16 protein-coding genes are annotated in these 22,332 nt (G+C 65.5%); 12 read left to right on the top strand and 4 right to left on the bottom strand.

Annotated features, from left to right (window positions below):
* The first annotated feature begins 178 nt into the window (after positions 1-178).
* The 9 genes from ACWKSV_RS07245 to ACWKSV_RS07205 all read left to right on the top strand — a co-directional run bounded on the left by ACWKSV_RS07245 (position 179) and on the right by ACWKSV_RS07205 (position 10,868).
* Positions 179-1,315, top strand: coding sequence for a thiolase family protein (locus tag ACWKSV_RS07245; protein WP_076716776.1), 1,137 nt, complete (start codon positions 179-181; stop codon positions 1,313-1,315).
* Positions 1,315-3,642 carry a 3-hydroxyacyl-CoA dehydrogenase/enoyl-CoA hydratase family protein gene (locus tag ACWKSV_RS07240; protein WP_076718265.1) on the top strand — a complete coding sequence of 776 codons (2,328 nt, stop codon included), beginning with the start codon at positions 1,315-1,317 and terminating at the stop codon, positions 3,640-3,642. The genes ACWKSV_RS07245 and ACWKSV_RS07240 overlap by 1 nt, the downstream gene beginning before the upstream one ends.
* A gap of 18 nt (positions 3,643-3,660) precedes the next feature.
* Entirely contained in the window at positions 3,661-5,457 is a 1,797-nt protein-coding gene (locus ACWKSV_RS07235; protein WP_076716774.1) for an acyl-CoA dehydrogenase C-terminal domain-containing protein, read from the top strand.
* A gap of 173 nt (positions 5,458-5,630) precedes the next feature.
* Positions 5,631-6,038, top strand: coding sequence for a DUF2147 domain-containing protein (locus ACWKSV_RS07230; RefSeq protein WP_056433839.1), 408 nt, complete (start codon positions 5,631-5,633; stop codon positions 6,036-6,038).
* A gap of 40 nt (positions 6,039-6,078) precedes the next feature.
* Positions 6,079-7,386 carry an OmpP1/FadL family transporter gene (locus ACWKSV_RS07225; protein WP_483666916.1) on the top strand — a complete coding sequence of 436 codons (1,308 nt, stop codon included), beginning with the start codon at positions 6,079-6,081 and terminating at the stop codon, positions 7,384-7,386.
* Between the two features lie 14 nt (positions 7,387-7,400).
* Positions 7,401-8,150 carry an electron transfer flavoprotein subunit beta/FixA family protein gene (locus ACWKSV_RS07220; protein WP_338468926.1) on the top strand — a complete coding sequence of 250 codons (750 nt, stop codon included), beginning with the start codon at positions 7,401-7,403 and terminating at the stop codon, positions 8,148-8,150.
* Entirely contained in the window at positions 8,147-9,076 is a 930-nt protein-coding gene (locus ACWKSV_RS07215) for an electron transfer flavoprotein subunit alpha/FixB family protein (protein ID WP_076716771.1), read from the top strand. Before ACWKSV_RS07220 ends, ACWKSV_RS07215 begins: the two co-directional genes overlap by 4 nt.
* Positions 9,077-9,289: 213 nt before the next feature.
* The gene (locus ACWKSV_RS07210; RefSeq protein WP_076716770.1) at positions 9,290-9,745 is read left to right on the top strand and encodes a hypothetical protein; all 456 of its coding nucleotides are present in this window, start codon (positions 9,290-9,292) and stop codon (positions 9,743-9,745) included.
* Between the two features lie 73 nt (positions 9,746-9,818).
* Positions 9,819-10,868 carry a LacI family DNA-binding transcriptional regulator gene (locus ACWKSV_RS07205; RefSeq protein ID WP_076716768.1) on the top strand — a complete coding sequence of 350 codons (1,050 nt, stop codon included), beginning with the start codon at positions 9,819-9,821 and terminating at the stop codon, positions 10,866-10,868.
* 97 nt (positions 10,869-10,965) lie between these two features.
* Here the strand turns inward: ACWKSV_RS07205 and ACWKSV_RS07200 are convergent, their stop codons facing one another.
* Positions 10,966-12,093: a glycoside hydrolase family 68 protein gene (locus ACWKSV_RS07200; protein WP_076716767.1), complete on the bottom strand. Its 1,128-nt coding sequence runs from the start codon at positions 12,091-12,093 to the stop codon at positions 10,966-10,968.
* Positions 12,094-12,121: 28 nt separating this feature from the next.
* Positions 12,122-13,489: an MFS transporter gene (locus ACWKSV_RS07195; RefSeq protein WP_076716765.1), complete on the bottom strand. Its 1,368-nt coding sequence runs from the start codon at positions 13,487-13,489 to the stop codon at positions 12,122-12,124.
* Between the two features lie 192 nt (positions 13,490-13,681).
* Here ACWKSV_RS07195 and ACWKSV_RS07190 point away from each other — a divergent pair, with 192 nt between their 5' ends.
* A complete protein-coding gene (locus ACWKSV_RS07190) occupies positions 13,682-14,119 on the top strand; it encodes a hypothetical protein (protein WP_076716764.1) in 438 nt (145 codons plus the stop codon).
* Between the two features lie 7 nt (positions 14,120-14,126).
* Here ACWKSV_RS07190 and ACWKSV_RS07185 read toward each other — a convergent pair whose 3' ends face one another.
* On the bottom strand, positions 14,127-16,343 hold the full coding sequence (locus ACWKSV_RS07185; RefSeq protein WP_237243388.1) for a S9 family peptidase: 2,217 nt from the start codon (positions 16,341-16,343) through the stop codon (positions 14,127-14,129).
* A gap of 227 nt (positions 16,344-16,570) precedes the next feature.
* Between ACWKSV_RS07185 and ACWKSV_RS07180 the strand changes: the two genes are divergently transcribed.
* Positions 16,571-17,932 carry an FAD/NAD(P)-binding protein gene (locus tag ACWKSV_RS07180; RefSeq protein ID WP_076716761.1) on the top strand — a complete coding sequence of 454 codons (1,362 nt, stop codon included), beginning with the start codon at positions 16,571-16,573 and terminating at the stop codon, positions 17,930-17,932.
* A gap of 72 nt (positions 17,933-18,004) precedes the next feature.
* Here the strand turns inward: ACWKSV_RS07180 and ACWKSV_RS07175 are convergent, their stop codons facing one another.
* Positions 18,005-19,552: a tryptophan halogenase family protein gene (locus ACWKSV_RS07175; RefSeq protein ID WP_076718263.1), complete on the bottom strand. Its 1,548-nt coding sequence runs from the start codon at positions 19,550-19,552 to the stop codon at positions 18,005-18,007.
* A 194-nt stretch (positions 19,553-19,746) separates the two neighbouring features.
* On the opposite strand from ACWKSV_RS07175, the gene ACWKSV_RS07170 reads away from it, so the two are divergent.
* Positions 19,747-22,272: a TonB-dependent receptor domain-containing protein gene (locus ACWKSV_RS07170; protein WP_076718261.1), complete on the top strand. Its 2,526-nt coding sequence runs from the start codon at positions 19,747-19,749 to the stop codon at positions 22,270-22,272.
* Positions 22,273-22,332: the final 60 nt, after the last annotated feature.

The following is a 22,332-nucleotide window of genomic DNA, read 5'->3' as shown; positions in this document are numbered from 1 at the left end:
CCCGGTACACCGCCTGTCGTGGTTTCCCCGATGGCTCCTGCCGTCATCGCGTCGCTCTCCTATATCTTTTTTCGACCATACCCGGTTGTCGATTGCGGTCGAGTTGCTTATTGTGTTGACGTATAGGGTAGGTAACGCACCTTAACGTTAGGCCGCAAGCCCATAAAGAGAGGATTGGATGACCAACATCGTGATCGCAGGCTATGCCCGCTCTCCCTTCACCCAGGCTGGCAAGGGCGCGCTCGCACGGGTTCGTCCCGATGACCTGACCGCGCAGGTGATTCGCGGCCTGATCGAACGGACCGGCGTCGATGCTTCGGAGATCGAGGACATCATTCTGGGCTGCGCCTTCCCCGAGGGCGAGCAGGGCATGAACGTCGCGCGGTTGATCGGCCTGCTGGCGGACCTGCCGCTGTCGGTCGGCGGCATGACGGTGAACCGCTTCTGCGGATCGTCCATGTCGGCCATCCATATCGCCATGGGCCAGATTCAGATCGGCGCTGGCGAGGCGTTCATCTGCGCCGGTATCGAGTCGATGAGCCGGGTGCCGATGGGCGGCTATAACCCGCTGCCCAACCCCGAACTCGCCGCAGCGCGGCCGGGGGCCTATATGGGTATGGGTCAGACCGCCGAGAATGTCGCGACCAAGTATCAGATCACCCGCGCCGAGCAGGAAAAGTTCGCGGTCGCCAGCCAGAAAAAGGCGGCCGAGGCGCGCACCGCCGGTCGTCTGGCCGATGAGATCGTGCCGATCCACACCAAGGCGGGTGATGTTACCGAAGACGGCCTGATCCGCGCCGACACGACCGAAGAGGTGCTGGCGGGCCTGAAGCCTGCCTTCGATAAGGAAGGCACTGTGACCGCAGGCACCGCTTCGCCACTGACCGATGGTGCGGCGGCCGTGCTGGTGACTTCGGAAGAGTTCGCCAATCGTCACGGCCTGAAAATCCTCGCCCGCATCAAGTCGGTCGGCATTTCGGGTTGCGAGCCCGAGACGATGGGCCTTGGCCCGATCGGTTCGTCGAAGAAGGCGCTGGAGCGGGCGGGTATCTCGGCGGGCGACCTCGATGTGGTCGAGATTAACGAGGCCTTTGCCAGCCAGGCGATCGCCTGCATCCGCGACCTCGGCCTGAAGGACGAGACGATCAACAAGGACGGCGGCGCGATCGCGATCGGCCACCCGCTGGGCGCGACCGGCGCCCGCATCGTCGGCAAGGCGGCGGCTCTGCTGGCGCGTGACGGCGGTCAGTACGCCCTCGCCACCCAGTGCATCGGCGGCGGGCAGGGCATCGCGACTGTGCTGGAGCGTGCATGATGGCTGACACGATCAACAAGGTTTGCGTGATCGGCGCAGGGGTGATGGGCGCAGGCATTGCGGCGCAGGTCGCCAATGCCGGTGTGCCCGTCCTGCTGCTCGACATCGTACCCAAGGACGGCGCCGACCGCGACGCCATCGCCAAGGGTGCGGTCGCCAAGATGCTCAAGACCGAGCCCGCGCCCTTCATGTCGCCCGCCGCCGCCAAGCTGGTGGAAACGGGCAATATCGAGGATCATCTGGCACGCGTCGCCGAATGCGACTGGATCGTCGAGGCGGTGGTCGAGCGGCTGGACATCAAGCAGGCGCTTTATGCACGGCTGGAAGAGCTGAAGCGCCCCGGTACGGCGGTGTCGTCCAACACCTCGACCATCCCGCTCGGCCATCTGGTCGAGGGGCGGTCGGAGCAGTTCAGACAAGACTTCCTCATTACCCATTTCTTCAACCCGCCGCGTTATATGCGGCTGATCGAGATCGTCATCTCGGAGCACACCGACGCCGGTGTCGCGGCAAAGGTCGAGCAGTTCGTCGATCACCGCATGGGCAAGCGGATCGTCCGCGCCAAGGACACGCCTGGCTTCATCGCCAACCGTATCGGCACCTATTGGCTGGCGGTCGCGATCAACGCGGCGATGGACCAGGGGCTGACTGTCGAGGAGGCCGACCAGATCGGTGGCCGTCCGATGGGCGTGCCCAAGACCGGCATTTTCGGGCTGATCGATCTGGTCGGTATCGACCTGATGCCGCTGCTCGCCAAGTCGCTGTCCTCGACGCTGCCGGAGGGTGACGCCTATTTCGACACGATCCGTCCGCTGCCGCTGGTCGACAAGATGATCGCGGAGGGCTTTACGGGCCGCAAGGGCAAGGGCGGCTTCTACCGCCTCGACCGCAAGTCCGACGGCACCAAGGCGAAGCAGGCTATCGACCTGAAGACCGGCGAATATCGTGCTGAAAAGAAGCCGGAACGTCTGCCGGGTCGCGCCGAAAAGGATCTGGCCGCGCTGGTCGCGACGCCGGGCAAGGTCGGTGACTATGCCTGGGCGGTGCTGGGCCCGGTCCTGTCCTATGCCGCCGGGCTGGTCGGCGAGGCAGCGGACGATGTGGTCGCGATCGATGACGCGATGAAGCTGGGCTATAACTGGAAGTTCGGCCCGTTCGAGCTGATCGACCGCATGGGTCCGGGCAAGCTGGCCGAGCGGCTGCGTGCCGAGGGCAAGAAGGTGCCTGCGCTGCTGGAGATGGCGGGTGACCGGCCCTTCTACCGCGTGGTCGGTGGCAAGCGTCAGTATCTGACCGCAGGCGGCGACTATGCCGATGTCGTCCGTGCCGAGGGCGTGGTGCTGCTGGAGGACATCAAGCTGCGCTCCGAACCGCTGCTCAAGAACGGTTCGGCAGCGGCATGGGACGTCGGTGACGGCGTCGTGGCGTTCGAGTTTACCGGCAAAATGAATGCGCTCGACGAGCAGGTCCTGTCGCTCCTTCAAAAGACCATCGCGCTGGTCAAGAGCCAATACAAGGCGCTGGTCATTTATAACGAGGGCAGCAACTTCTCGGCCGGTGCCAATCTGGGCCTTGCCATGTTCGCGGTGAACATCGCCGCCTGGGGCGAGGTCGACAAGCTGGTCGTCGCGGGGCAGCAGGCGTACAAGGCGCTGAAATATGCGCCCTTCCCGGTGGTCGCCGCTCCGGCGGGCATGGCGCTGGGCGGCGGGTGCGAGATCCTGCTCCACGCCGATGCGATCCAGGCCCATGCCGAGAGCTATATCGGGCTGGTCGAGACCGGCGTCGGTCTGGTCCCCGGCTGGGGCGGAAACGGCGAGCTGATCGACCGTCTCGCCAAGTCGCCCAAGATGCCCAAGGGGCCGATGCCCGCCGCCATGAAGGCGTTCGAGACGATCTCGACCGCGCAGGTGTCGCGTTCGGCGGCTTTGGCCAAGGACCTGGGTTATCTTCGCAAGGACGATGGCATCACCATGAACCGCGACCGGCTGCTGGCTGATGCCAAGCAGAAGGCGCTGTCGCTGGTCGAGGGCTATCAGCCGCCCGAAAAGCCGGTCTTCCGCCTGCCGGGTGCGGCCGGACGCGTCGCGTTCAACGGCGCGGTCGCCGACTTCGCCAAGAAGGGCGTCGCCACGCCCTACGACGTGGTGGTCGCGGGTCGTCTGGCGAACATCGTTACCGGCGGCGAGGCCGACATCATCGACGAGGTGAGCGAGGATCAGCTGCTCAAGCTGGAACGCGCCGCCTTCATGGAAAGCGTCAAGGATGCGCGGACGCAGGCGCGGGTCGAGCATATGCTCGAAACCGGCAAGCCGCTGCGCAACTGATCGGGAGAGGATAATCCCATGCAAGTCTATAACGCACCGCTGCGCGACATGCGTTTCGTCCTCCACGAACTGTTCAAGGAAGACGAGTTCGGCCCCGTCGCGGGTCAGGACGAATTCGGCCCCGAGCTGTACGACGCCATCCTCGAAGAGGCAGCGCGCGTCACGCAGGAAGTCCTGCTGCCGCTCAACGCTACCGGTGACATCGAAGGGTGCAAGCTGGAGAACGGCGTCGTCCGTACGCCGACCGGCTTCAAGGAAGCCTATAGCCAGTTCTGCGAAGGCGGCTGGGCCGCGCTCGCCTCGCCGGTCGAATATGGCGGGCAGGGACTGCCCGAGGCGGTGAACAAGCTGGTCGAGGAGATGATCTGCGCGACGAACCTGTCGTTCAGCCTCTATCCCGGCCTGACTCACGGTGCGACCACCGCGCTGATGGGCCATGGCTCGGAAGACCTGAAGAGCTTCTACCTGCCCAAGATGATCTCGGGCGAATGGTCGGGGACGATGTGCCTGACCGAGGCGCATTGCGGCACCGATCTGGGCCTCCTGCGCACCCGTGCCGAGCCGCAGGAGGATGGTTCCTATCTGTTGACCGGCGGCAAGATCTTCATCTCGGCGGGCGACCATGACCTGACCGACAACGTCATCCACCTCGTCCTCGCGCGCACGCCCGATGCGCCCAAGGGGGTGAAGGGGATCAGCCTGTTCCTGGTGCCGAAATATCTGCCCAGGGATGACGGCTCGGTCGGCCCGGCCAATGGCGTCAGCGTCGCGGCGATCGAGCACAAGATGGGCCTGAAGGCGTCCGCCACCTGCCAGCTGGAGTTCAACGACTCCAAGGGCTGGGTCGTGGGCGAGCTGAACAAGGGCCTGGCGGCGATGTTCACCATGATGAACACCGAGCGTGTCTCGGTCGGCATCCAGGGCCTGGGCATCAACGAGGTCGCGTACCAGTCGGCGGTCGCTTACGCCAAGGACCGCTTGCAGGGCCGGGCGCTGGGCGGGGCGGCGCGTCCCGACCTGCCCGCCGATCCGATCATCGTCCACCCGGACGTGCGCCGGATGCTGATGACCATGCGTGCCTATGCCGAAGGGTGTCGTGCACTGGGGCAATGGGCGGCGCGTGGTCTGGATGCCGAAGCCCATGCCATCGACCCGGCCGACCAGTCGCGCGCGGCCGACTTTGTCGCGCTGCTGACCCCGGTCGTGAAGGCGCTGTTTACCGACCTCGCCTTCGACGCGGCGAATATGGCGGTGCAGGTCCATGGCGGTCACGGCTATATCCGCGACCATGGCATCGAGCAGTTCGTCCGCGATGCGCGTATCGCCCAGATCTATGAGGGCACCAACGGCGTCCAGGCGCTCGACCTTGTGGGCCGCAAGATGCCCGCGCATATGGGCCGGTACATGCGCCCCTTCTTCCATGCCGTGTCGGAGCAGGTCGAGGCGCTGACCCGCCATGACGACAAGGCGATCACGGCTTGGGCGGCGGGGATGCAGCAGGCGTTCGGCGCCTTGCAGCTCAGCACCGGCATGATCGCGCAAAAGGGTATGAAGGACCCCGAGGAGGCGGGTGCGGCAGCAACCGACTATCTGCGCCTGCTGGGTCTGGTCGGCATGGGGCACTGCTTCCTGAAGTCGGCGCGGATCGCGACCGAGCGATTGGCCGAAGGCACCGACGAAGCGGGCTTCTACAAGGCCAAGCTGGCCACGGCCGGGTTCTTCTTCGACCGCATCCTGCCGCAGGCGACGGCGGCGTTCCTGGCGATCAAGTCGGGCAAGCGCTCGACCATGGCACTGGAACTGGAGGCGTTTTGAGGTGACGCGATGCCGGTTACACTTGATTGCGGTTAACCGGCATCGTAGGCATGACGTGTTGTTCTCCTATGCGTCACATAATGGACGTATAGGGTAATGAAGATATTCGGGAGCGACCGGCGAAAAAGCCGGCGCTTCGGCCCCGACAAGCGGGTGTGGAGAGGAGAAGAGGCATGTTGTTGACCCTGACGGCGATGGCCCTTGCAGCGGCCGGTGTGAATGCGGACTCGGTGGTCGGCCGCTGGCAGACCCAGACGCGCGGCGGCGTTGTCGAAATCCAGAAATGCGGCTCTTCGGTCTGCGGTCGCGTCCTGACCTCGGAAAAGCTGCGCACCAACCCCGCGCTGACCGACCAGAACAACCGCGATCCCAAGCTGCGCAACCGTCCGCTGAAAAACCTGCTGATCCTGCAGGGCTTTTCGCAGGATGGCGCGGCCTGGAACGGCGGCACGATCTACAATGCCGAGGATGGCAAGACCTATAGCGCCAAGCTGACGCCCGAGGGGCCGGACACGCTGAAGGTGCGTGGCTGCGTCTTCGTACCGCTCTGCAAGACGCAGACCTGGACCCGCATCCGCTGATCTTTGCCCAACCAGATAGAAATTCCCGGGGAGTATGCTCATGAACAAGTCCCTCAAGGCGCCGCTTCTGGCCACCGCCATCCTGTCTTCGTCCTTCGCCTTTGCAGGCGCGGCGCATGGTCAGGCCTTCTACCTTCAGGAACAGTCGACCCGTGGCCAGGGGCGCGCCTTTTCGGGTGAGGGTGCCGACACCGGCGCGTCCTCGCTCTGGTGGAACCCGGCCGCGATCGCGGGGATGGAGCGTGGCGAGGCGGTACTGGGTGCATCGGCGATCATCCCCAAGGGCGATGTCGTCGACAATGGCACGCTGATCCGTCGTCCGGGCCAGACGACCTTCCAGCCGGTCGGTGGCGACCGGGTGTCGAGCGACCCCATCAATCGCGGCATCGTGCCGTCGGGCGCGGTCGCCGTTCCGCTGAACGACCGGGTCGCGGTCGGCCTGGCGGTCACGTCGCCCTACAGCTTCACGACCGAATATGACGCGACCAGCTGGGCGCGGTATAGCGCGCTGAAGACCGAATTGCGCACCATCGATATCCAGCCCTCGGTCGGCGTGGCGCTGCTCGACTGGCTGCGCGTCGGCGGCGCGCTGAACGTCCAATATGCCAAGGCCGAACTGGGCAACGCGCTGCCCAACCTGTCCTCGGCTTTGCCCGATGGCTTTCAGCGGCTGAAGGGCGATGGCTGGGATCTGGGATGGACCGCGGGTGTCCAGCTGCACAATGACTGGGCGACGGTCGGCATCAGCTACAAGTCGCGGATCAAGCACAATCTGAAGGGCAGCCTGGAAGTGGGCGGCCTGCTCGGCCCGCTCGCTGCGCAGAACCGCACGATCGATGGGGCGACCGCGACCTTCTACACGCCCGCCCAGATCATCGTCGCCGGTCGCTTCCGCGCCACCGACAAGCTGACGCTGAATGCGCAGGCGGTGCGCTTTACCTGGGCTGATTTCGATGCGATCCGCCTGGGCGCGCCGATCAACACCGCCATCCCGGAAAATTACAAGAACAGCTTCTCGCTGGCGGGCGGCTTCGATTACGCGGCCACGGATCGCCTGACCCTGCGCGCGGGCGCGCAGCGTGGCATCACGCCGACCCAGAACGGCAATCGCGACGCGCGCGTGCCCGATGCGAACCGCTGGAACTATTCGATCGGTGGTTCCTATCAGGTGACCCCGCGCTTCACGCTGGATGCGGCGGGCAGCTATATCGACTTCGCCAATGCCAGCATCGATCGCCGCACCGCCGCCTATGCGGGGACGGCCGTTCAGACGCCCATCCTGACCAATGGCCAGGTGCAGAATGCCCGTGCGTTCGTGGCGTCGATCGGCGGCCGTTTCAGCTTCTGATTGAGAGAGTGGACATGAAGATCGTCGTGCCCGTGAAGCGGGTGTTGGATTATAACGTAAAGCCGCGCGTGAAGGCGGACGGGACGGGCGTCGATCTGGCGAACGTGAAGATGTCGATGAATCCGTTCGACGAGATTGCGGTGGAAGAGGCGATCCGGCTGAAGGAAAAGGGGGCGGCGACCGAGGTCGTCGTCGTCTCGATCGGTGAGCCCAAGGCAGCGGACACGCTGCGCACCGCACTCGCCATGGGCGCGGACCGGGCGGTGCTGATCACCGCCGACCAGGCGCCCGAGCCGCTGGGCGTCGCCAAGCTGCTCGCTAAGGTCGTCGAAGAGGAGCAGCCCGGCCTCGTGATCCTGGGCAAGCAGGCGATCGACGGCGACAACAACCAGACCGGCCAGATGCTGGCGGGGCTGCTCGGCTGGGCGCAGGGCACGTTCGCCTCGAAGGTCGAGATCGAGGGTGAGACGGCGAACGTCACCCGCGAGGTCGATGGCGGGCTGGAGACGGTGGCGCTGACGTTGCCCGCCATCGTCACCACCGACCTGCGCCTCAACGAGCCGCGCTATGCGTCGCTCCCCAACATCATGAAGGCCAAGTCCAAGCCGATGGCGACCAAGACCGCCGCCGACTACGGCGTCGATATCGCGCCGCGGCTGACGATCACCCATGTCGCCGAGCCCGGCAAGCGCCAGGCGGGCGTAAAGGTCGGCTCGGTCGACGAACTGGTCGAGAAACTGAAAGCACTGGGAGTGGCCAAGTGAAGACGCTGGTATGGGTCGAGCATGACGGCGGGTCCGTCAAGGATGCCACGCTGGCGACCGTCACGGCGGCGGGCAAGCTGGGCGAGGTGCACCTGATCGTCGCGGGTCAGGGCGTGGACGGCGTGGCGCAGGCCGCCGCCAGGATCGCTGGTGTGGGCAAGGTCCATGTCGCCGACGACGCGGCCTATGCCAACGCGCTGGCCGAGAATGTCGCGCCGCTGATCGCCGAGCTGATGGGCCATCACGACGCCTTCCTCGCGCCGTCGACCACCACGGGCAAGAACATCGCGCCGCGTGTCGCCGCGCTGATCGACGTGATGCAGATCAGCGACATATTGTCGGTCGAGGGGCCGGACAGCTTTACCCGGCCGATCTATGCGGGCAACGCGATTGCTACGGTCAAGACCAGCGACACCAAGCTGGTTCTGACCGTCCGCACCACCGCGTTCGAAAAGGCAGCGGCCGAAGGTGGCTCGGGCGAGATCGAGGCGGTCGCCGCGACCGGCGACGCGGCCAAGTCCCGCTTCGTCGGCGCGGAAAAGGCCGAGAATGCCCGGCCCGAGCTGACCAGTGCCAAGATCATCGTCTCGGGCGGCCGTGCACTGGGGTCGGAGGATCAGTTCCATGCGCTGATCGACCCGCTCGCCGACAAGCTGGGCGCCGCCGTCGGCGCGAGCCGTGCGGCGGTCGATGCGGGCTATGCCCCCAACGACTATCAGGTAGGCCAGACCGGCAAGATCGTCGCGCCGGAAGTCTATGTCGCGGTCGGCATTTCGGGCGCGATCCAGCATCTGGCGGGAATGAAGGACTCCAAGATCATCGTCGCGATCAACAAGGACGAGGATGCGCCGATCTTCCAGGTCGCGGACATCGGCCTGGTCGGCGACCTGTTCACCGTGGTGCCCGAGCTGACCGAGAAGGTTTAAAACCTTCTCCTCCGCGCGAACCAGCATTCCTGCCCTGCAAGGGGAGGGGGACCATGCGCAGCATGGTGGAGGGGTGTCCCGCTATCGAGAGGGTGACACCCCTCCGTCAGACCTGACGACCCGCAATTCCCTTGCAAGAGCAGAAACGGTGAAAGATTTAAATCTGGATTAAGATTCGCGACATAGCATCTCCGCGCTTTCGTGGAGTGCCTTATGAAACCAGCCGAGCCCGTCGCGCTGAACCATAGCTGGCCCTTGTTCGAACGCGGACTGCGTTTCGACCTGGGATGTCCGGATTCGCCTGACCTTACACCGGCGGGGACCGATGATGCGTGGCTGACCGCGCATGGGATCGGGCGCTGGTCCTGCGATCTGGAGTCCCAAAGCCTGAACTGGTCGACGGGTGTCTTTCGGCTCTTCGACTGGCAACCGGATCGCCCCCTGAAGCAGCTTGGCGTCCTGCCCCTTTACCGATCCGAATCCCTGTCGGCGGTCGAGCGGCTACGCGCCTATGCGATCCGGCATCGGCGTGGCTTTACCATCGATGCGCAAATCCAGGCGCCGGGTGGCTCACGCTGGATGCGGATCGTCGGCGTACCGCAATGTAAGGGCAAGCATGTGGTAGCGCTACATGGCCTGAAATTCGACGTGAGTGGCGAATATCGCTGATCTATGTGAGGAAAAGCCTGCAAATTCCGTTGCCTGCTTGTTAGCGCCACGAAGCTTTGGCTACCATTCGCATATGACAGACAATATCACGGGAGGGGGCGGTCGCCGCGTGCGGACGATCGCGGATCTGGCGGAAATGGCGGGTGTGTCGCCCGGCACCGTCTCGCGCGCGCTGGCGGGCAAGTCGTTGGTCAATGCCGAGACGCGGACGCGGATCCAGGCGCTCGCCGATCTGCACGGCTTTCGCCCCAATCAGATGGCCAGCCGCCTGCGGACCCGCCGCACCGGCGTGATCGGCATCGTTGTTCCGCTGGGCCATGACCGGCGTCAGCATCTGTCCGACCCGTTCTTCATGACCATGCTGGGCCATCTGGCCGATGCACTGACGGAGAACGGCTATGACGTGATGCTGTCGCGTGTCATCCCGGACGCCCCCGACTGGCTGGACCGTGTGGTCGATAGCGGCATGGTCGACGGCGTGCTGCTGATCGGCCAGTCGAACCAGTATGACGTGATCGAGCGCGTCGCCAGCCGCTATCGTCCGCTCGTCGCCTGGGGCGTCAACCTGCCGGATCAGGTCCATGCGGCGGTCGGCACCGACAATGCCAAGGGCGGCTATCTGGCGGGTCAGCGGCTGATCGAACGGGGCGCCCGTCGTATCGCCTTTCTGGGCGATATCAGTGCCCCGGAAATCCGCCAGCGCCATGACGGCCTGGCGCGCGCCATGGCCGAGGCCGGGCTGGATGGCGGTCCGGTTCAGCTTTCCACCCATCTCGCCTCCGATGTGATGGAGCAGGAGATCGGCGCCCATATCGACGCGCTGCTGGAGCAGGGCGGGGGGACCGTCGCGATCGACGGGATCGTCGCGGCGTCGGACATGATCGCGATGACCGCGGTGCGGGTGCTCGCCGACCGAGCGATTGCGGTGCCCGAGACGCTGCCCGTCATCGGCTATGACGACCTGCCGCTCGCCGCCCAGGCGGTGCCGCGCATCACCACCATTCGCCAGGACATTGCGGCGGGCGCCAAGGCGATGGTCGACGCGCTGTTCGCCCGGATCGGCGGGGGCGAGGCGGGATTGGTGGTGCTCGACCCCGAACTGGTGTTGCGCGAAACGGCCTGAGGACTTTCCTCGGCTGAAAGGGGAGGGGCGGTTGTGAGGGCAGGGACCCTCGCAACAAGTGACACCCCTCCGTCAGGCCCGCGGCCTGCCAAATAGCTTACGCGATCGTCACCCGGTCGCCATCGAACGCCAGTTGGAACCAGGGGGCGGCCGTCCCGCCGAACCGCTCCCGTCGAAGCGCGACGTCTTCGCTCGCGTCGCAGCCTTCCATGCCCCAATAATCGACGAAGCTGGTGACATCGCCTTCGCCCGTGACCCACCAGCAATAGGCCTGGGTCGGCTCTTCCACCGGATTGCCCGCGACCAGCCCGGTGCCGTTGACCGGCCGCCAAGGCCCCCCAACGCTGTCCGCGACCATCGCATAGAGCCCGGTCGGCGCGCCGAGGCCGGGGGCGAAGCGCTTCGCCTGGGTCGACCAGAAGCAGTAATACAGGCCATTGCGGACGATGATATGCGGCCGCTCCAGCTCGGCATTGACGCCGAGCGATTCGATCAGCGGCGGCTGGATGGTCCAGCGCTCGCCCTCACGCCTGGCGACGCCGACCACGCCGTCGATATCCTGCTTCACCCAGCCCGCAGAGCCGACGAACAGCAGATACTCTGCGCCGTCCGCCGGATCGCGGAAATAGCCCGGGTCGCGAAAGCCCTTGATGCCGCCATTTTCCGGCTCGGCCTGGTTGGCCACGATGTAATGATGGCCGTCCGCCGCGACGCTCTCCACCGGCTCGCTCCAGCCTTCGGTGCGGGCATCGTCGCCCTCCACGATGAAGCGGCCTTGCGTCTCGAACAGCCGCTGCTCGAAGGTGCGGGATTGGCCGCGCCGTCCCGAGGCGGTGAAATACATGGTCAGCGTCGTGTCGTCCTCGCCCAGCACCGCAGAGCCCGACCATTCGCGGCTGCCCGGCGTGAAGCCGTCGGCAAAGGTCACGCCATGATCGCGCCAGCCGCCCGAGCCATAGCTGGTCAGGCGGATGCGCGCTTCGTCATGGCGCATCTCGGGGTCCGCCAAACGCGGCGTCGCCAGGAAGAACCACCAGCTGCGCCCGCCGAAAAAGGCGGTGCGGCCATCGGCATAGGCGATCTGCCACATGTCCCAGAAATCATGGTCGGACAGGATCGGCACGACATCGGCGGCGGTGAAGACCGGCAGGCGCGCATCGGCCTGTGCCGGGATGCCGGCCAGTGCGTCAGCCGACCAGTGGGTAGGAGCGTGGGTGTCGGTCATGATACCTCAGGGAAGATCGAAACGGGGATCAGGCTTGCGGGGCGGCGCCGAGCGGCAGCCCCTGCGCATTGCGGGCGCGCACCGTGTAGACGGAGACGGCGGCCAGCAGCATCAGCACGCCGCACAGCGTCAGCACGTTGCGCGGATCGCCGCCCAGCCAGCTTTGATAGAAGAGCGGCAGCGTCACCCCGAAGATCAGCATCGGGATGACGATCATCATGTTGAAGATGCCCATATAGACACCCGTCCGCTCGGGCGGGATCGAGCCCGCCAGGATGACATAGGGATTGCCCATCATGCTCGCCCAGCCCAGGCCGATGCCGATGGCGGGCAGGAACAGCATCGCCTTGCTGGTCATGTGCGGCATCACCATCATGCCGATGCCGGTGATGACGAGACAGGCGGCATGGAGCGGCGCGGCGCCGATCCGCCTGGCGAGCGGCACCATCGCAAAGGCCGCGACGAAGGCGACGCCGTTATAGAAGGCGGCCACTTCGCCATTGGTCAGCACCGCGGCATGGAAACCCGACGAGGTCGCGTCCGCCGTGCCATAGACCGAGCGGCCGATCGCGTAGATGACGTAATTCCAATAGGCCATCATGGCATACCATTGGAACAGGCTCATCAGCGCCAGCTTGCGCATCGGCAGCGGCATGTCGCGGATCGCCTCGCCGATTTCTTTGAGCGTGGCGCCGATGCCTTTGGGCGCAGCGGCGATGCGCGCGCGTTCCTCGGGTGCCAGCGGCAGCTCGGGCACCCGCTTGATCGACCAGACGATGGTGACGAAGGACAGGACCGCGCCGATCATGAAGACGATGCGCGCCGTATAGGGAATGTTGTGCCCGTCTACCCAATCCGGGTTCATCCCCGCCCAGACCAGGATCGAGGGCGTGAGGAAGGCGAGCATCTGCGCCAGCCCGGTAAAGGCGCTCTGCGTCAGGAAGCCGATATTATGCTGCGTCCCGTCCAGCCGGTCGGAGACATAGGCACGGTACGGCTCCATGGTGATGTTGTTGCCCGCATCCAGGATCCAGAGCAGCGACACCGCCATCAGCAGCGACGAACTGAGCGGCATGAAGAACAGGCCGAAGGCGCACAGCACCGCGCCGATCAGGAAATAGGGCGTCCGCCGCCCCCAGCGGCTGTCGGTCCGATCGCTCATCGCCCCGATCAGCGGCTGGATCAGCAGGCCCGTCATCGGCCCGGCCATCTGCAACAGCGGAATCTGCGCCTCGGATGCGCCTAGATAGCTGTAGATCGGCGCCATGTTCCCCTGTTGCAACCCGAAGCTGAATTGCAGCCCCAGGAAACCCAGATTCATCTCCAGAATCCGCGTCAGCGAGAGGCGGGGCTTCAGCGGCACTCCGGTTCCGGCAGTGGGGGTGGACGGGGTCATGCGGGTCCTCTCGCACGCGGGGGTGGGCCTGTAGTCTATCGCTGGCTTGCCGCGTCGGGGCCATCATGCCGTGGTGGATCATAGATTGCAACAAACGATTGCATAGTGGGTTCGCGATGATCGCTTGCCTTGCTTGATGCTTTGCCGGATCGTGCTTCAAGAGGGAGGAAGAGTTTGATGTCTTTGGGGATATTGGCGCTGACGATCGCATCGGCGGGCCATGGTGCCGCCCCGTCGCGGGTGATTTGCGAACTCGGTCGGGTGGTGGTTGCGGACATGCCGCCCCCCTCCGATCCCGGCATCTATTTCATCGAGACCAATCCGGCACAGGATGGGCTGATGAAGAAGTGTCCATATTTGGCGCATAAGCTGCCAGCGGGATATGCGGCGGCTGATGATGATGCGCGATCACGGGCGGCCGAACATGTGCCGACGTCAGGGCCGCTGCGCCCGCCGGCCGTCATCGCCACGATCGGCGTGCCACTGATCGCCGCCGATGGTCGGTCCGCGACGGTTAAGGTCACGACCGAATGCTCCGGCATGTGTGGCAGTGGCATGCTCTATCGCTATGTGCGGACCACCAAAGGATGGCGCCGCAACGGCAAGCCGTCGCCGATGTGGGTTTCCTGACCCCCGCTCACCGCCCACCGGGCGGCAGGTTCGTCTCCAGATAGCGGGTCATCAGCGAATAGAGGTGGATGCTGGTATTCTCCCCCTCATAGATGCCGTGGCTGCGGTCGGGATAGGCCATCATCGTGAACGGCTTGTTGAAGTGGATCAGGCGATCCACCAGCTGATCCTGGTTCTGGTAATGGACATTGTCGTCCAGCGTGCCGTGGATCAGCAGCAGATTGCCTTTCAGTCGGTCGGCGAAATTGATCGGCGAGCCGTTCTTGTACCCTTCCGCATTGTCCTGCGGCAGGCCCATATAGCGCTCCTGATAGATGGTATCATAGAGCGTCATGTCGGTCGGCCCCGCCACCGCGATGCCGGTCTTGTAGAGGTCCGGATAGCGGAACAGCGCATTCTGCGTCATCGCGCCGCCGCCGCTCCAGCCCCAGATGCCGATCCGGGCGGGGTCGATATAGGGGCGCGTGCTCAGCATCTTGCGCACGCCCGCCGCATAGTCGGCGGAGGCCAGGATGCCGACCTGGCGATAGATGCTCTTGCGCCAGTCATGCCCTCGCGGGGTGGCGGTGCCGCGCGGGTCGAGGCTGGCGACCAGATAGCCCTTTTGCGCCAGCATCCGGTGCCACAGCCCCTGCGCCCCGGCCCAGCGGTCCGCGACCGTCTGGCCCCAGGGCTCGCCATAGACGAAATAGAGGATCGGATAGCGCTTGGCCGGATCGAAGCCCGGCGGCTTGATCAGCCAGCCGTCGAGCTGCGTGCCGCCGCCGATATCGACGCGGAAGAACTCGGTCGCGGGCAGGCCGGTGTTCCCGATGACCTGGGCCAGCGGCGCATTGGCGGCCAGGGTGCGAAGCGGCTGCTGGCGGGTCATGTCGAGCATGTCCGTCACCGGCGGCGCGTCGAAGCGAGACACGGTGTGCAGCGCCCAATGCTCGCCCGGCGCGATGTCGTAGCTGTGCGTGCCGGGCTGGTTCGCAGGCGTCAGCCGCTCGACCTTGGGCGTGCCCGACAGGGTGGTGCGATAGAGGTAACGCTGGGTCGGATTGTCGGGCGAGGCGATGAACCAGGCATAGCCCGCCTTTTCATCGACGTTCAGCAACTCGACCACGTCGAACTTGCCCGGCGTGCGCAGCGTCGCGCGGCCGCTCGCGCGGTCGATGGTGTAGAGGTGGCGCCAGCCGTCCCGCTCCGACAGCCAGGTAAAGCTGTGCCCGCCGTTCAGCCATTCGGGGGCGACGTTCGCCTCGACCCAGGCGGCGTCCTTCTCGACCATGATCGGCTTGACCGCGCCGGTCGCGGGATCGCCGAGCAGGACGTTGTACCTATTCTGGAGGCGGTTGGATTGCTGGATGAACAGTGCGTCCGAACCGCCCGCCCAGCTGATCTGCGGCACGTAATTCTGGCGTGGGTCGCCCGTCAGCTTGAACCAGCGGGTGGCGCCGTCGACCACATCGATCACGCCGGTCGTGACCGCAGAGTTGGTCGTCCCCGCCTTGGGATATTGCAGCGGGATCACCTGCGAATATTGGCCGCCGGTGTTCTTCACCATGTCGAAGGTGCCGACGCCCTTCGTATCGAAGCGCAGGAAGGCGATGCGGCGAGAATCCGGGCTCCACTCGAACGCGCGGTGGACCGAGAATTCCTCCTCATACACCCAGTCGGCCAGGCCGTTGACGACATAATCGTCGCCGTCCCTGGTCAACGCGGTGGCCGCGCCGCCCTCGATCGGTTCGACATAAATATTGTTGCCCCGGACATAGGCGATGCGGCGGCTGTCCGGTGAGACGGTCGCGTAGAGCAAGGTCGAGGGCGCGGCATCGCCACCGATCTTGTGCAGCCGCTTGGTGGTCGTGTCGTACAACCAGTAATCCGACAGCGCATTGGTCCGGCGGAAGCGCTTGCCATTGGTCTGGATCAGCAGCCAGCGCTGGTCAGCCGACCATTCATAGCTGTCGATGCCAAGCGGCGCGCTTGCCCCCTGCGGGACCAGATCGGCGGCGGCGACGACGACCTGCCGCTGTCCATCGGCGATCGCATAGCGGACGATATCCTGTCCGCCCTTGGGCGCGTCCTCGAGCGCGAGATAGCTCTCACCGTCCTTGCCCCAGCGGCTGGCACGAACGGACTGGGTGCGCACTGCCCCCGGGCCGAAAATCCCCTCGACCGACAAGGCACCGGAGGGCGCGGCGGCCGGCGTCGTGGACGAGGCGTCGGACGGCGGCATGGGCACGGGCGTCTGAGCCAAAAGCGGGGCCGCCAAAGCGACCGACGACAGCGAAACCAAAACTCCGGACATCCGCCAGCACGACCGCATCGACCCACCCACTGCTTGATCAGAAGCATCGGAGCCTAACGATTGCTTTCAAAATCGTATACTGAAATCTGCGTGAAGATCGGCCGCGATGGGATTAGGGCATCGGCGGTGGCGATCACGAAGGGACGGGTCGGTTGATGGATGCAGGAATCGAGCATGTCGCGATCATCGGCGGCGGCTTTGCGGGCACGTTGCTGGCCATCAATCTGGTGCGCCATGGCGGTCCGCGCGCGACGCTGATCGAGCGGCGCGCCAATCAGCTGGCGCGCGGCGTCGCCTATAGCGCGGCGCATGCCGAACATCTCTTGAACGTGCGCGCGGGCAATATGAGCGCGCTGCGCGACGATCCCGATCATTTCGTCCGCTGGCTGGTCGCGCGCGGGACGGGGGATGCCAAGACCTTCGTGCCCCGCCGCGTCTATGGCGACTATCTGCGCGACCTGTTGATGGAGACGATCGCGGCGGACCCGGCGCGGCTGACCCTGGCGAGCGGCGAGGTGGTGGCGTTGGAGCAGGCCGGGCAGGGCTATCGCCTCGAAATGGCGGAGGGCGCTGGGCTGACGGCCGATGCGGTGGTGCTGGCGCTGGGCAACCTGCCGCCGCACACGCCGCCGGGGATCGATCCGGCGGTACTGGCGGACGGATGCTATCGCGAAGATCCTTGGGCGGGCGATATCGCCGAGGGGTTGGGCAAGGATGACCGGGTGCTGCTGGTCGGCAGCGGGCTGACCGCGATCGATGCGGAGCTGCTGCTGGACGCCAGCGGGTTCGGCGGGCGGACCATCGCCATGTCGCGTCGCGGACTGGCCCCGCGCCGCCATGCCGAGACGCCGCCGGTCGCTCCTCTGCGCGAACGTCCCGCCGCCAGCCTGTCCGCGCTGGTGCGGCATGTGCGTTGCGCGGCGGAAGAGCAGGGCTGGCGCGGGGCGGTCGACGCATTGCGGCCCGTCACCCAGATGATGTGGGGCGCGGCGGATGGTGCGACGCGGGGGCGCTTCCTGCGGCATTTGCGGCCCTATTGGGACGTGCATCGCCATCGCTTGGCGCCATCGGTCGCCGATCGGGTGGAGGCGTTGATCGAAGTGGGGCGCTTGTCGGTTGCAGGCGGCAAGCTGGTGCGGGTCGAGCCCGATGGCGAGGGCGCGATCGTGCACTGGCGCCCGCGAGGGACGGAGGTTGTGGAGGCGCTGCGGGTAGCGCGGATCGTCAACTGCACCGGGCCGCAGGGCGATCTGCTGCGGTCACGCGAGCCGCTGATCCGGCAGTTGCTGGGGGCCGGGATGATCCGCCCCGACGCGCTTCGTATCGGCTTGGAGGTCGACGCGCAGAGCCATGTCGTGGCGGCGGACGGCGGTGCGGCCGAGCGGCTCTACTGCATCGGCCCGATGACGCGCGGCGGGTTGTGGGAGGTCGTGGCAGTGCCGGACCTGCGCCAGCAGAACTGGGAACTGGCGCGGCGGCTGGCACATGCGCAATGGGTCGGCGGCGAGGGGCTGTAACCGACCCTCACCCTTCCGGCGCTTCGCGCCTCCCTCCCTCTCCCGATGGGAGAGGGAAGGGGCCCGCCCGCGTTAGCGGATGGGAAGGGTAAGGGTGGATGCGGCCTGGATAGTCGCCCCGATCTTCGTCAGCCATTGCGCATGGGTCGGCATAGAGTCCGCCATCTGCCCGATCGCGCCCGCCAGTTTCGCCACGAAACCTCGGCTCTGCGCGGGATCGCCATAAGCCAGTAGCGGGTCCAGCCCCTCGGGCATGTTGAACTGCCCGATATGCACCGCTGCCCAGCTCGCCGGGCCGAACAGGTCCATGTCGCGCGCGACCAGCCTTCCGCTCTCGCGGAAATGCGCGATCTTCATCGCCAGCGTGTCGGGGATCGGCATCGCCGCGCATTCGTGCCACAGCGGGGCATCGGTCCGCTCGGTCAGCTTATAGTGCAGGATCAGGAAGTCCCGGATGCGCTCATATTCGGTGATCGCGACGCGGTTATATTCCTCGATCGCCGCGGGAGCGAAGGCTTGCGTGGGGAAGTATGCGAGCAGCTTGGCGATGCCCGCCTGGATCAGATGGATGCTGGTCGACTCGAGCGGCTCCATGAAGCCGCTCGACAGGCCGATGGCGACGACGTTGCGGTTCCACATCCGCTTGCGCCGCCCGGTGGTGAAGCGCAGGAAACGCGGATCGCCCAGCGCCGCACCGTCGAGCTTCGCCATCAGTGTCGCGGCGGCCTGGTCGTCCGAAATATGGCGGCTGCAATAGACATAACCGTTGCCCGTCCGATGCTGGAGCGGGATGCGCCATTGCCATCCGGCCTCACGCGCGGTCGAGCGGGTATATGGTGTCAGCCCGTCGCCGCCGGTTTCGCACGGCACCGCCACCGCGCGGTCGCAGGGCAGCCAGTGCGTCCAGTCCTCATAGCCGGTGGCGAGCGCCTCTTCGATCAGTAGCCCCCGAAAGCCCGAGCAATCGACGAACAGGTCGCCCGCCAGCACCCTTCCGTCGTCGAGCGTAACCGAGGCGACGTGGCCGCGCGTCGCCTCCAGCGTATGGCCCGCGATTTTCCCTTCGACCCGCACCACCCCGCGCGCCTCGGCATAGCGGCGCAGGAATTGCGCATAGAGCCCGGCATCGAAATGATAGGCATAGTCGAAGGTCGAGGCGACGCTGCGCGGATCGGCCATCGGCGCGGCGAAGCGTCCGCGCTGGCCCGCGCCCCAGGCCATGGACAGGTCGTCGAAGGCGATGCCGCTGCCCGGCCCGCCCGCCGCCAGCCAGTGCTGATGCACCGCCACCAGGTCGAAGGATTTGCCGTGCGTGCCGAAGGGGTGAAAATAGCGATGGCCCGCGCGTCCCCAGCCGACGAATTCGATGCCCAGCTTGAAGCTGCCCTTGGTTTCGCGCAGGAATTCGGCTTCGTCGATGCCCAGCGTTTGGTTGAACAAACGGATCGGCGGGATGGTCGCTTCGCCGACGCCTACCGTGCCAATGGCGTCCGACTCGACGAGCGTGATCGACAGGCCGCGTGGGCTAGCATGGGCCAGTGCCGCCGCCGTCATCCAGCCCGCCGTGCCGCCGCCGACGATCACCACCGATCGGATCGCATCGGGGGAAGGGGTCGTCATCGCCATCTCTCCTTCGGGCACTCGCGGCCCTTCGCACTCTTAGCCGGTCGATCGGACAGGCGCCGCTGTGCTTTCTCGATCACAGATAGGTAAATTTCTTTGCAATGGTTTGCAATGATCCGTTGCAAACGATTGCGCGTGTGTTATCCAAAATGCACGACATCCCGGACAGCGGGGCGAATCAGGAGAGGGTTATGACGACGAGCGTTCTGCGGTCTTGCGGATCGATGGCGGCCTTGGCGATGGCGCTGGTGAGCGCACCGGCCTTCGCGCAGACGGCCCAGGCCCCGACCCCGGCGACCCAGGAGGGGGCCACCCCCGATGCCGGCGCGTCCAGCGAAGACATCGTCGTCACCGCGACCAGCGGCGAGCGCTCGCGTTTCCGCAGCTCGATCTCGGTGTCGCAGGTCAGCCAGGAGGCGATCCAGAACTTCACCCCGCGTTCGACCGCCGAAATCCTGCGCAACATCCCCGGCCTTCAGCCCAGCGACACGGCGGGCCCGGGCGGCAACGCCAATATCGGCGTGCGCGGCATTCCGGTATCGACCGGTGGTTCGGAATATGTCTCGCTACAGGAAGACGGTCTGCCCGACGTGCTGTTCGGCGACATCAACTTCGGCAACAACGACTATTGGCTGCGCTTCGACCAGAACATCAAGACGGTCGAGGCGGTGCGCGGCGGTTCAGCCTCGACCTTCGCCAGCCAGGCACCGGGTGCCGTCATCAACTTCATCAGCAAGACCGGTGACGTGGAAGGCGGCCAGATCGCCTATTCCAACGGCCTGGGCTTCCGCGAACATCGCGTCGATTTCGACTATGGCGGCCCGATCGACGAGACGACGCGTTTCCATGTCGGCGGTTATGCGCGCAACGGCGGCGGCTACACCAACGAGAATTTCAACATCCTGCGCGGCTATCAGATCAAGGCGAACATCACCAAGGATCTGCCCGACAATCGCGGCTTCATCCGCCTGTACTTCAAGCGGCTGGACGAGCAGGCCCCGACCAACACCACCACGCCGACGCTGGCCACGCTGGACGGCGACCGGGTGACGGGCTTCACGCCGCTGCCCAATTTCGACGGCCGTTCGGGATCGGCCTATACGATCTACAACCGCAACTTCCAGTATCTGGACTATGATAATGGCGGCGTGAAGTCGGCTGAGGTGCAGGGTATCCATCCGCGCGTCACCGGCATCAGCGGTCAGGTGCATTACGACATCACCGACAATATCTCGCTGGACGACACGATCCGTTACCAGTGGATCAGCGGCAACTTCACGACCCAGTTCATCAATGTCCAGACGCGGACGGGCACCGGCGGCCTGATCGGGTCGACGGTGAACGGCCAGACGGTAGGCTCGATCCGCTATGCGGCGGGGCCGAATACGGGCCAGTTGTTCACGGGCGCCTATGTGAACAACAACCCCAACATCAACGTGTTCATGAAGAACATGGACAATTTCGCCAACAACCTGACGCTGAACGGCAAGTTCGACGTCGGGCCGGGCAAGGCGCGGCTGACCGCCGGTCTGTTCGTGATGCGGCAGAACATCGTCCAGGACTGGCACGTGAACCGTCAGTATAGCGAGCTGAACGGCGAGAATGCCGCGCCGCTCGACCTGTTCTCGACCACCGGCACGCAGCTGACCGCCGCGGGCCAGGCCGGGTTCAACGACAATTGGGGCAGCTGCTGCGCCCGCCGCGTCGACCTGACCTATACCGATGTCGCGCCCTTCCTGCAGGCCGGTTACGAGGTCGGCGGGCTGAACCTCGACGCCTCGATCCGCTATGACAGCGTGCATGGCGAGGGCACCGCGCAAGGTGGCGTCGCGGGCCCGACGACCCGCGTGACCGACGCGCTGGGCTCGGCGTTGATCCCGTCGCTGGTGCTCAGCCCGAACGTGGAGAAGATCAACTATACCGATGGCTATGTCAGCTGGTCGGTCGGCGCGCTCTATGCCTTCGACAGCAAGACCAGCGTCTTTGCCCGCGCCAGCCGCGGCGGCCGCTTCAACGCCGACCGTCGTGTCCTGTCGGGCAACTTCAACGCGGACGGCTCGCTGAATGCGCAGGGGCAGGCGACCTCGGTCAACTTCCTCAACCAGCAGGAAATCGGCGTGAAGCAGCGCGGCGGCCTGTTCGGTGCATCCTATTCGGTCGAAGTCACCGGTTTCCACTCGACCCTGACCGAGAATAATTACGACTTCACCCGGATCAACAATCCGGCGCCGAACAACAACCCGAACATCTCGAACGGCTATCGCTCCTACGGTATCGAGTTCACCAGCCGCGTCACCTATGGCGAATTCCACCTAGCGGTCGACGCGACCTATGCGAATTCGAAGATCACAAGCAGCGCGACGCCCGGCCTGGTCGGCAAGAAGCCCGGCGGCCTGCCCGACTTCCTGTTCGTGGTGTCGCCGTCCTATGACGCCGGTCCGGTCGCGTTCGGCGTCAGCATGAACGGCCAGACCAGCACCAAGTCGGACGACTTCAACCTCTACACGATCAAGGGGTCGACCTTCTTCAACGGCTTCATCACCGTGCGGCCGATGGACAAGCTGGAACTGGGCCTGAATGCCAACAACATCTTCGACAAGCTCGGCTTCCGTGGCGGCGGCGGCATCTTCCCGGTCCTGTCCTCGACGCAAGGGGTGTTCAACAACACCGCGCTTTACGGGCGCACGGTGACGGCCTCGGTCCGCTACCGCTTCTGATCCAATCCCCTTGGGGCGGGTGCCACTTGGCATCCGCCTCATTTTTGTTTCAGGAGGCTG

The sequence above is a fragment of the Sphingomonas sp. SphC10 genome (assembly GCF_057004845.1).
This window is presented reverse-complemented; position numbering and strand designations above follow the sequence as displayed.

Coding starts and splice junctions, on each gene's coding strand:
- ACWKSV_RS07245 (WP_076716776.1), top strand. CDS start 179: ATGACCAACATCGTGATCGCAGGCTATGCCCGCTCTCCCTTCACCCAG.
- ACWKSV_RS07240 (WP_076718265.1), top strand. CDS start 1,315: ATGGCTGACACGATCAACAAGGTTTGCGTGATCGGCGCAGGGGTGATG.
- ACWKSV_RS07235 (WP_076716774.1), top strand. CDS start 3,661: ATGCAAGTCTATAACGCACCGCTGCGCGACATGCGTTTCGTCCTCCAC.
- ACWKSV_RS07230 (WP_056433839.1), top strand. CDS start 5,631: ATGTTGTTGACCCTGACGGCGATGGCCCTTGCAGCGGCCGGTGTGAAT.
- ACWKSV_RS07225 (WP_483666916.1), top strand. CDS start 6,079: ATGAACAAGTCCCTCAAGGCGCCGCTTCTGGCCACCGCCATCCTGTCT.
- ACWKSV_RS07220 (WP_338468926.1), top strand. CDS start 7,401: ATGAAGATCGTCGTGCCCGTGAAGCGGGTGTTGGATTATAACGTAAAG.
- ACWKSV_RS07210 (WP_076716770.1), top strand. CDS start 9,290: ATGAAACCAGCCGAGCCCGTCGCGCTGAACCATAGCTGGCCCTTGTTC.
- ACWKSV_RS07205 (WP_076716768.1), top strand. CDS start 9,819: ATGACAGACAATATCACGGGAGGGGGCGGTCGCCGCGTGCGGACGATC.
- ACWKSV_RS07200 (WP_076716767.1), bottom strand. CDS start 12,093: ATGACCGACACCCACGCTCCTACCCACTGGTCGGCTGACGCACTGGCC.
- ACWKSV_RS07195 (WP_076716765.1), bottom strand. CDS start 13,489: ATGACCCCGTCCACCCCCACTGCCGGAACCGGAGTGCCGCTGAAGCCC.
- ACWKSV_RS07185 (WP_237243388.1), bottom strand. CDS start 16,343: ATGCCGCCGTCCGACGCCTCGTCCACGACGCCGGCCGCCGCGCCCTCC.
- ACWKSV_RS07180 (WP_076716761.1), top strand. CDS start 16,571: ATGGATGCAGGAATCGAGCATGTCGCGATCATCGGCGGCGGCTTTGCG.
- ACWKSV_RS07175 (WP_076718263.1), bottom strand. CDS start 19,552: ATGACGACCCCTTCCCCCGATGCGATCCGATCGGTGGTGATCGTCGGC.
- ACWKSV_RS07170 (WP_076718261.1), top strand. CDS start 19,747: ATGACGACGAGCGTTCTGCGGTCTTGCGGATCGATGGCGGCCTTGGCG.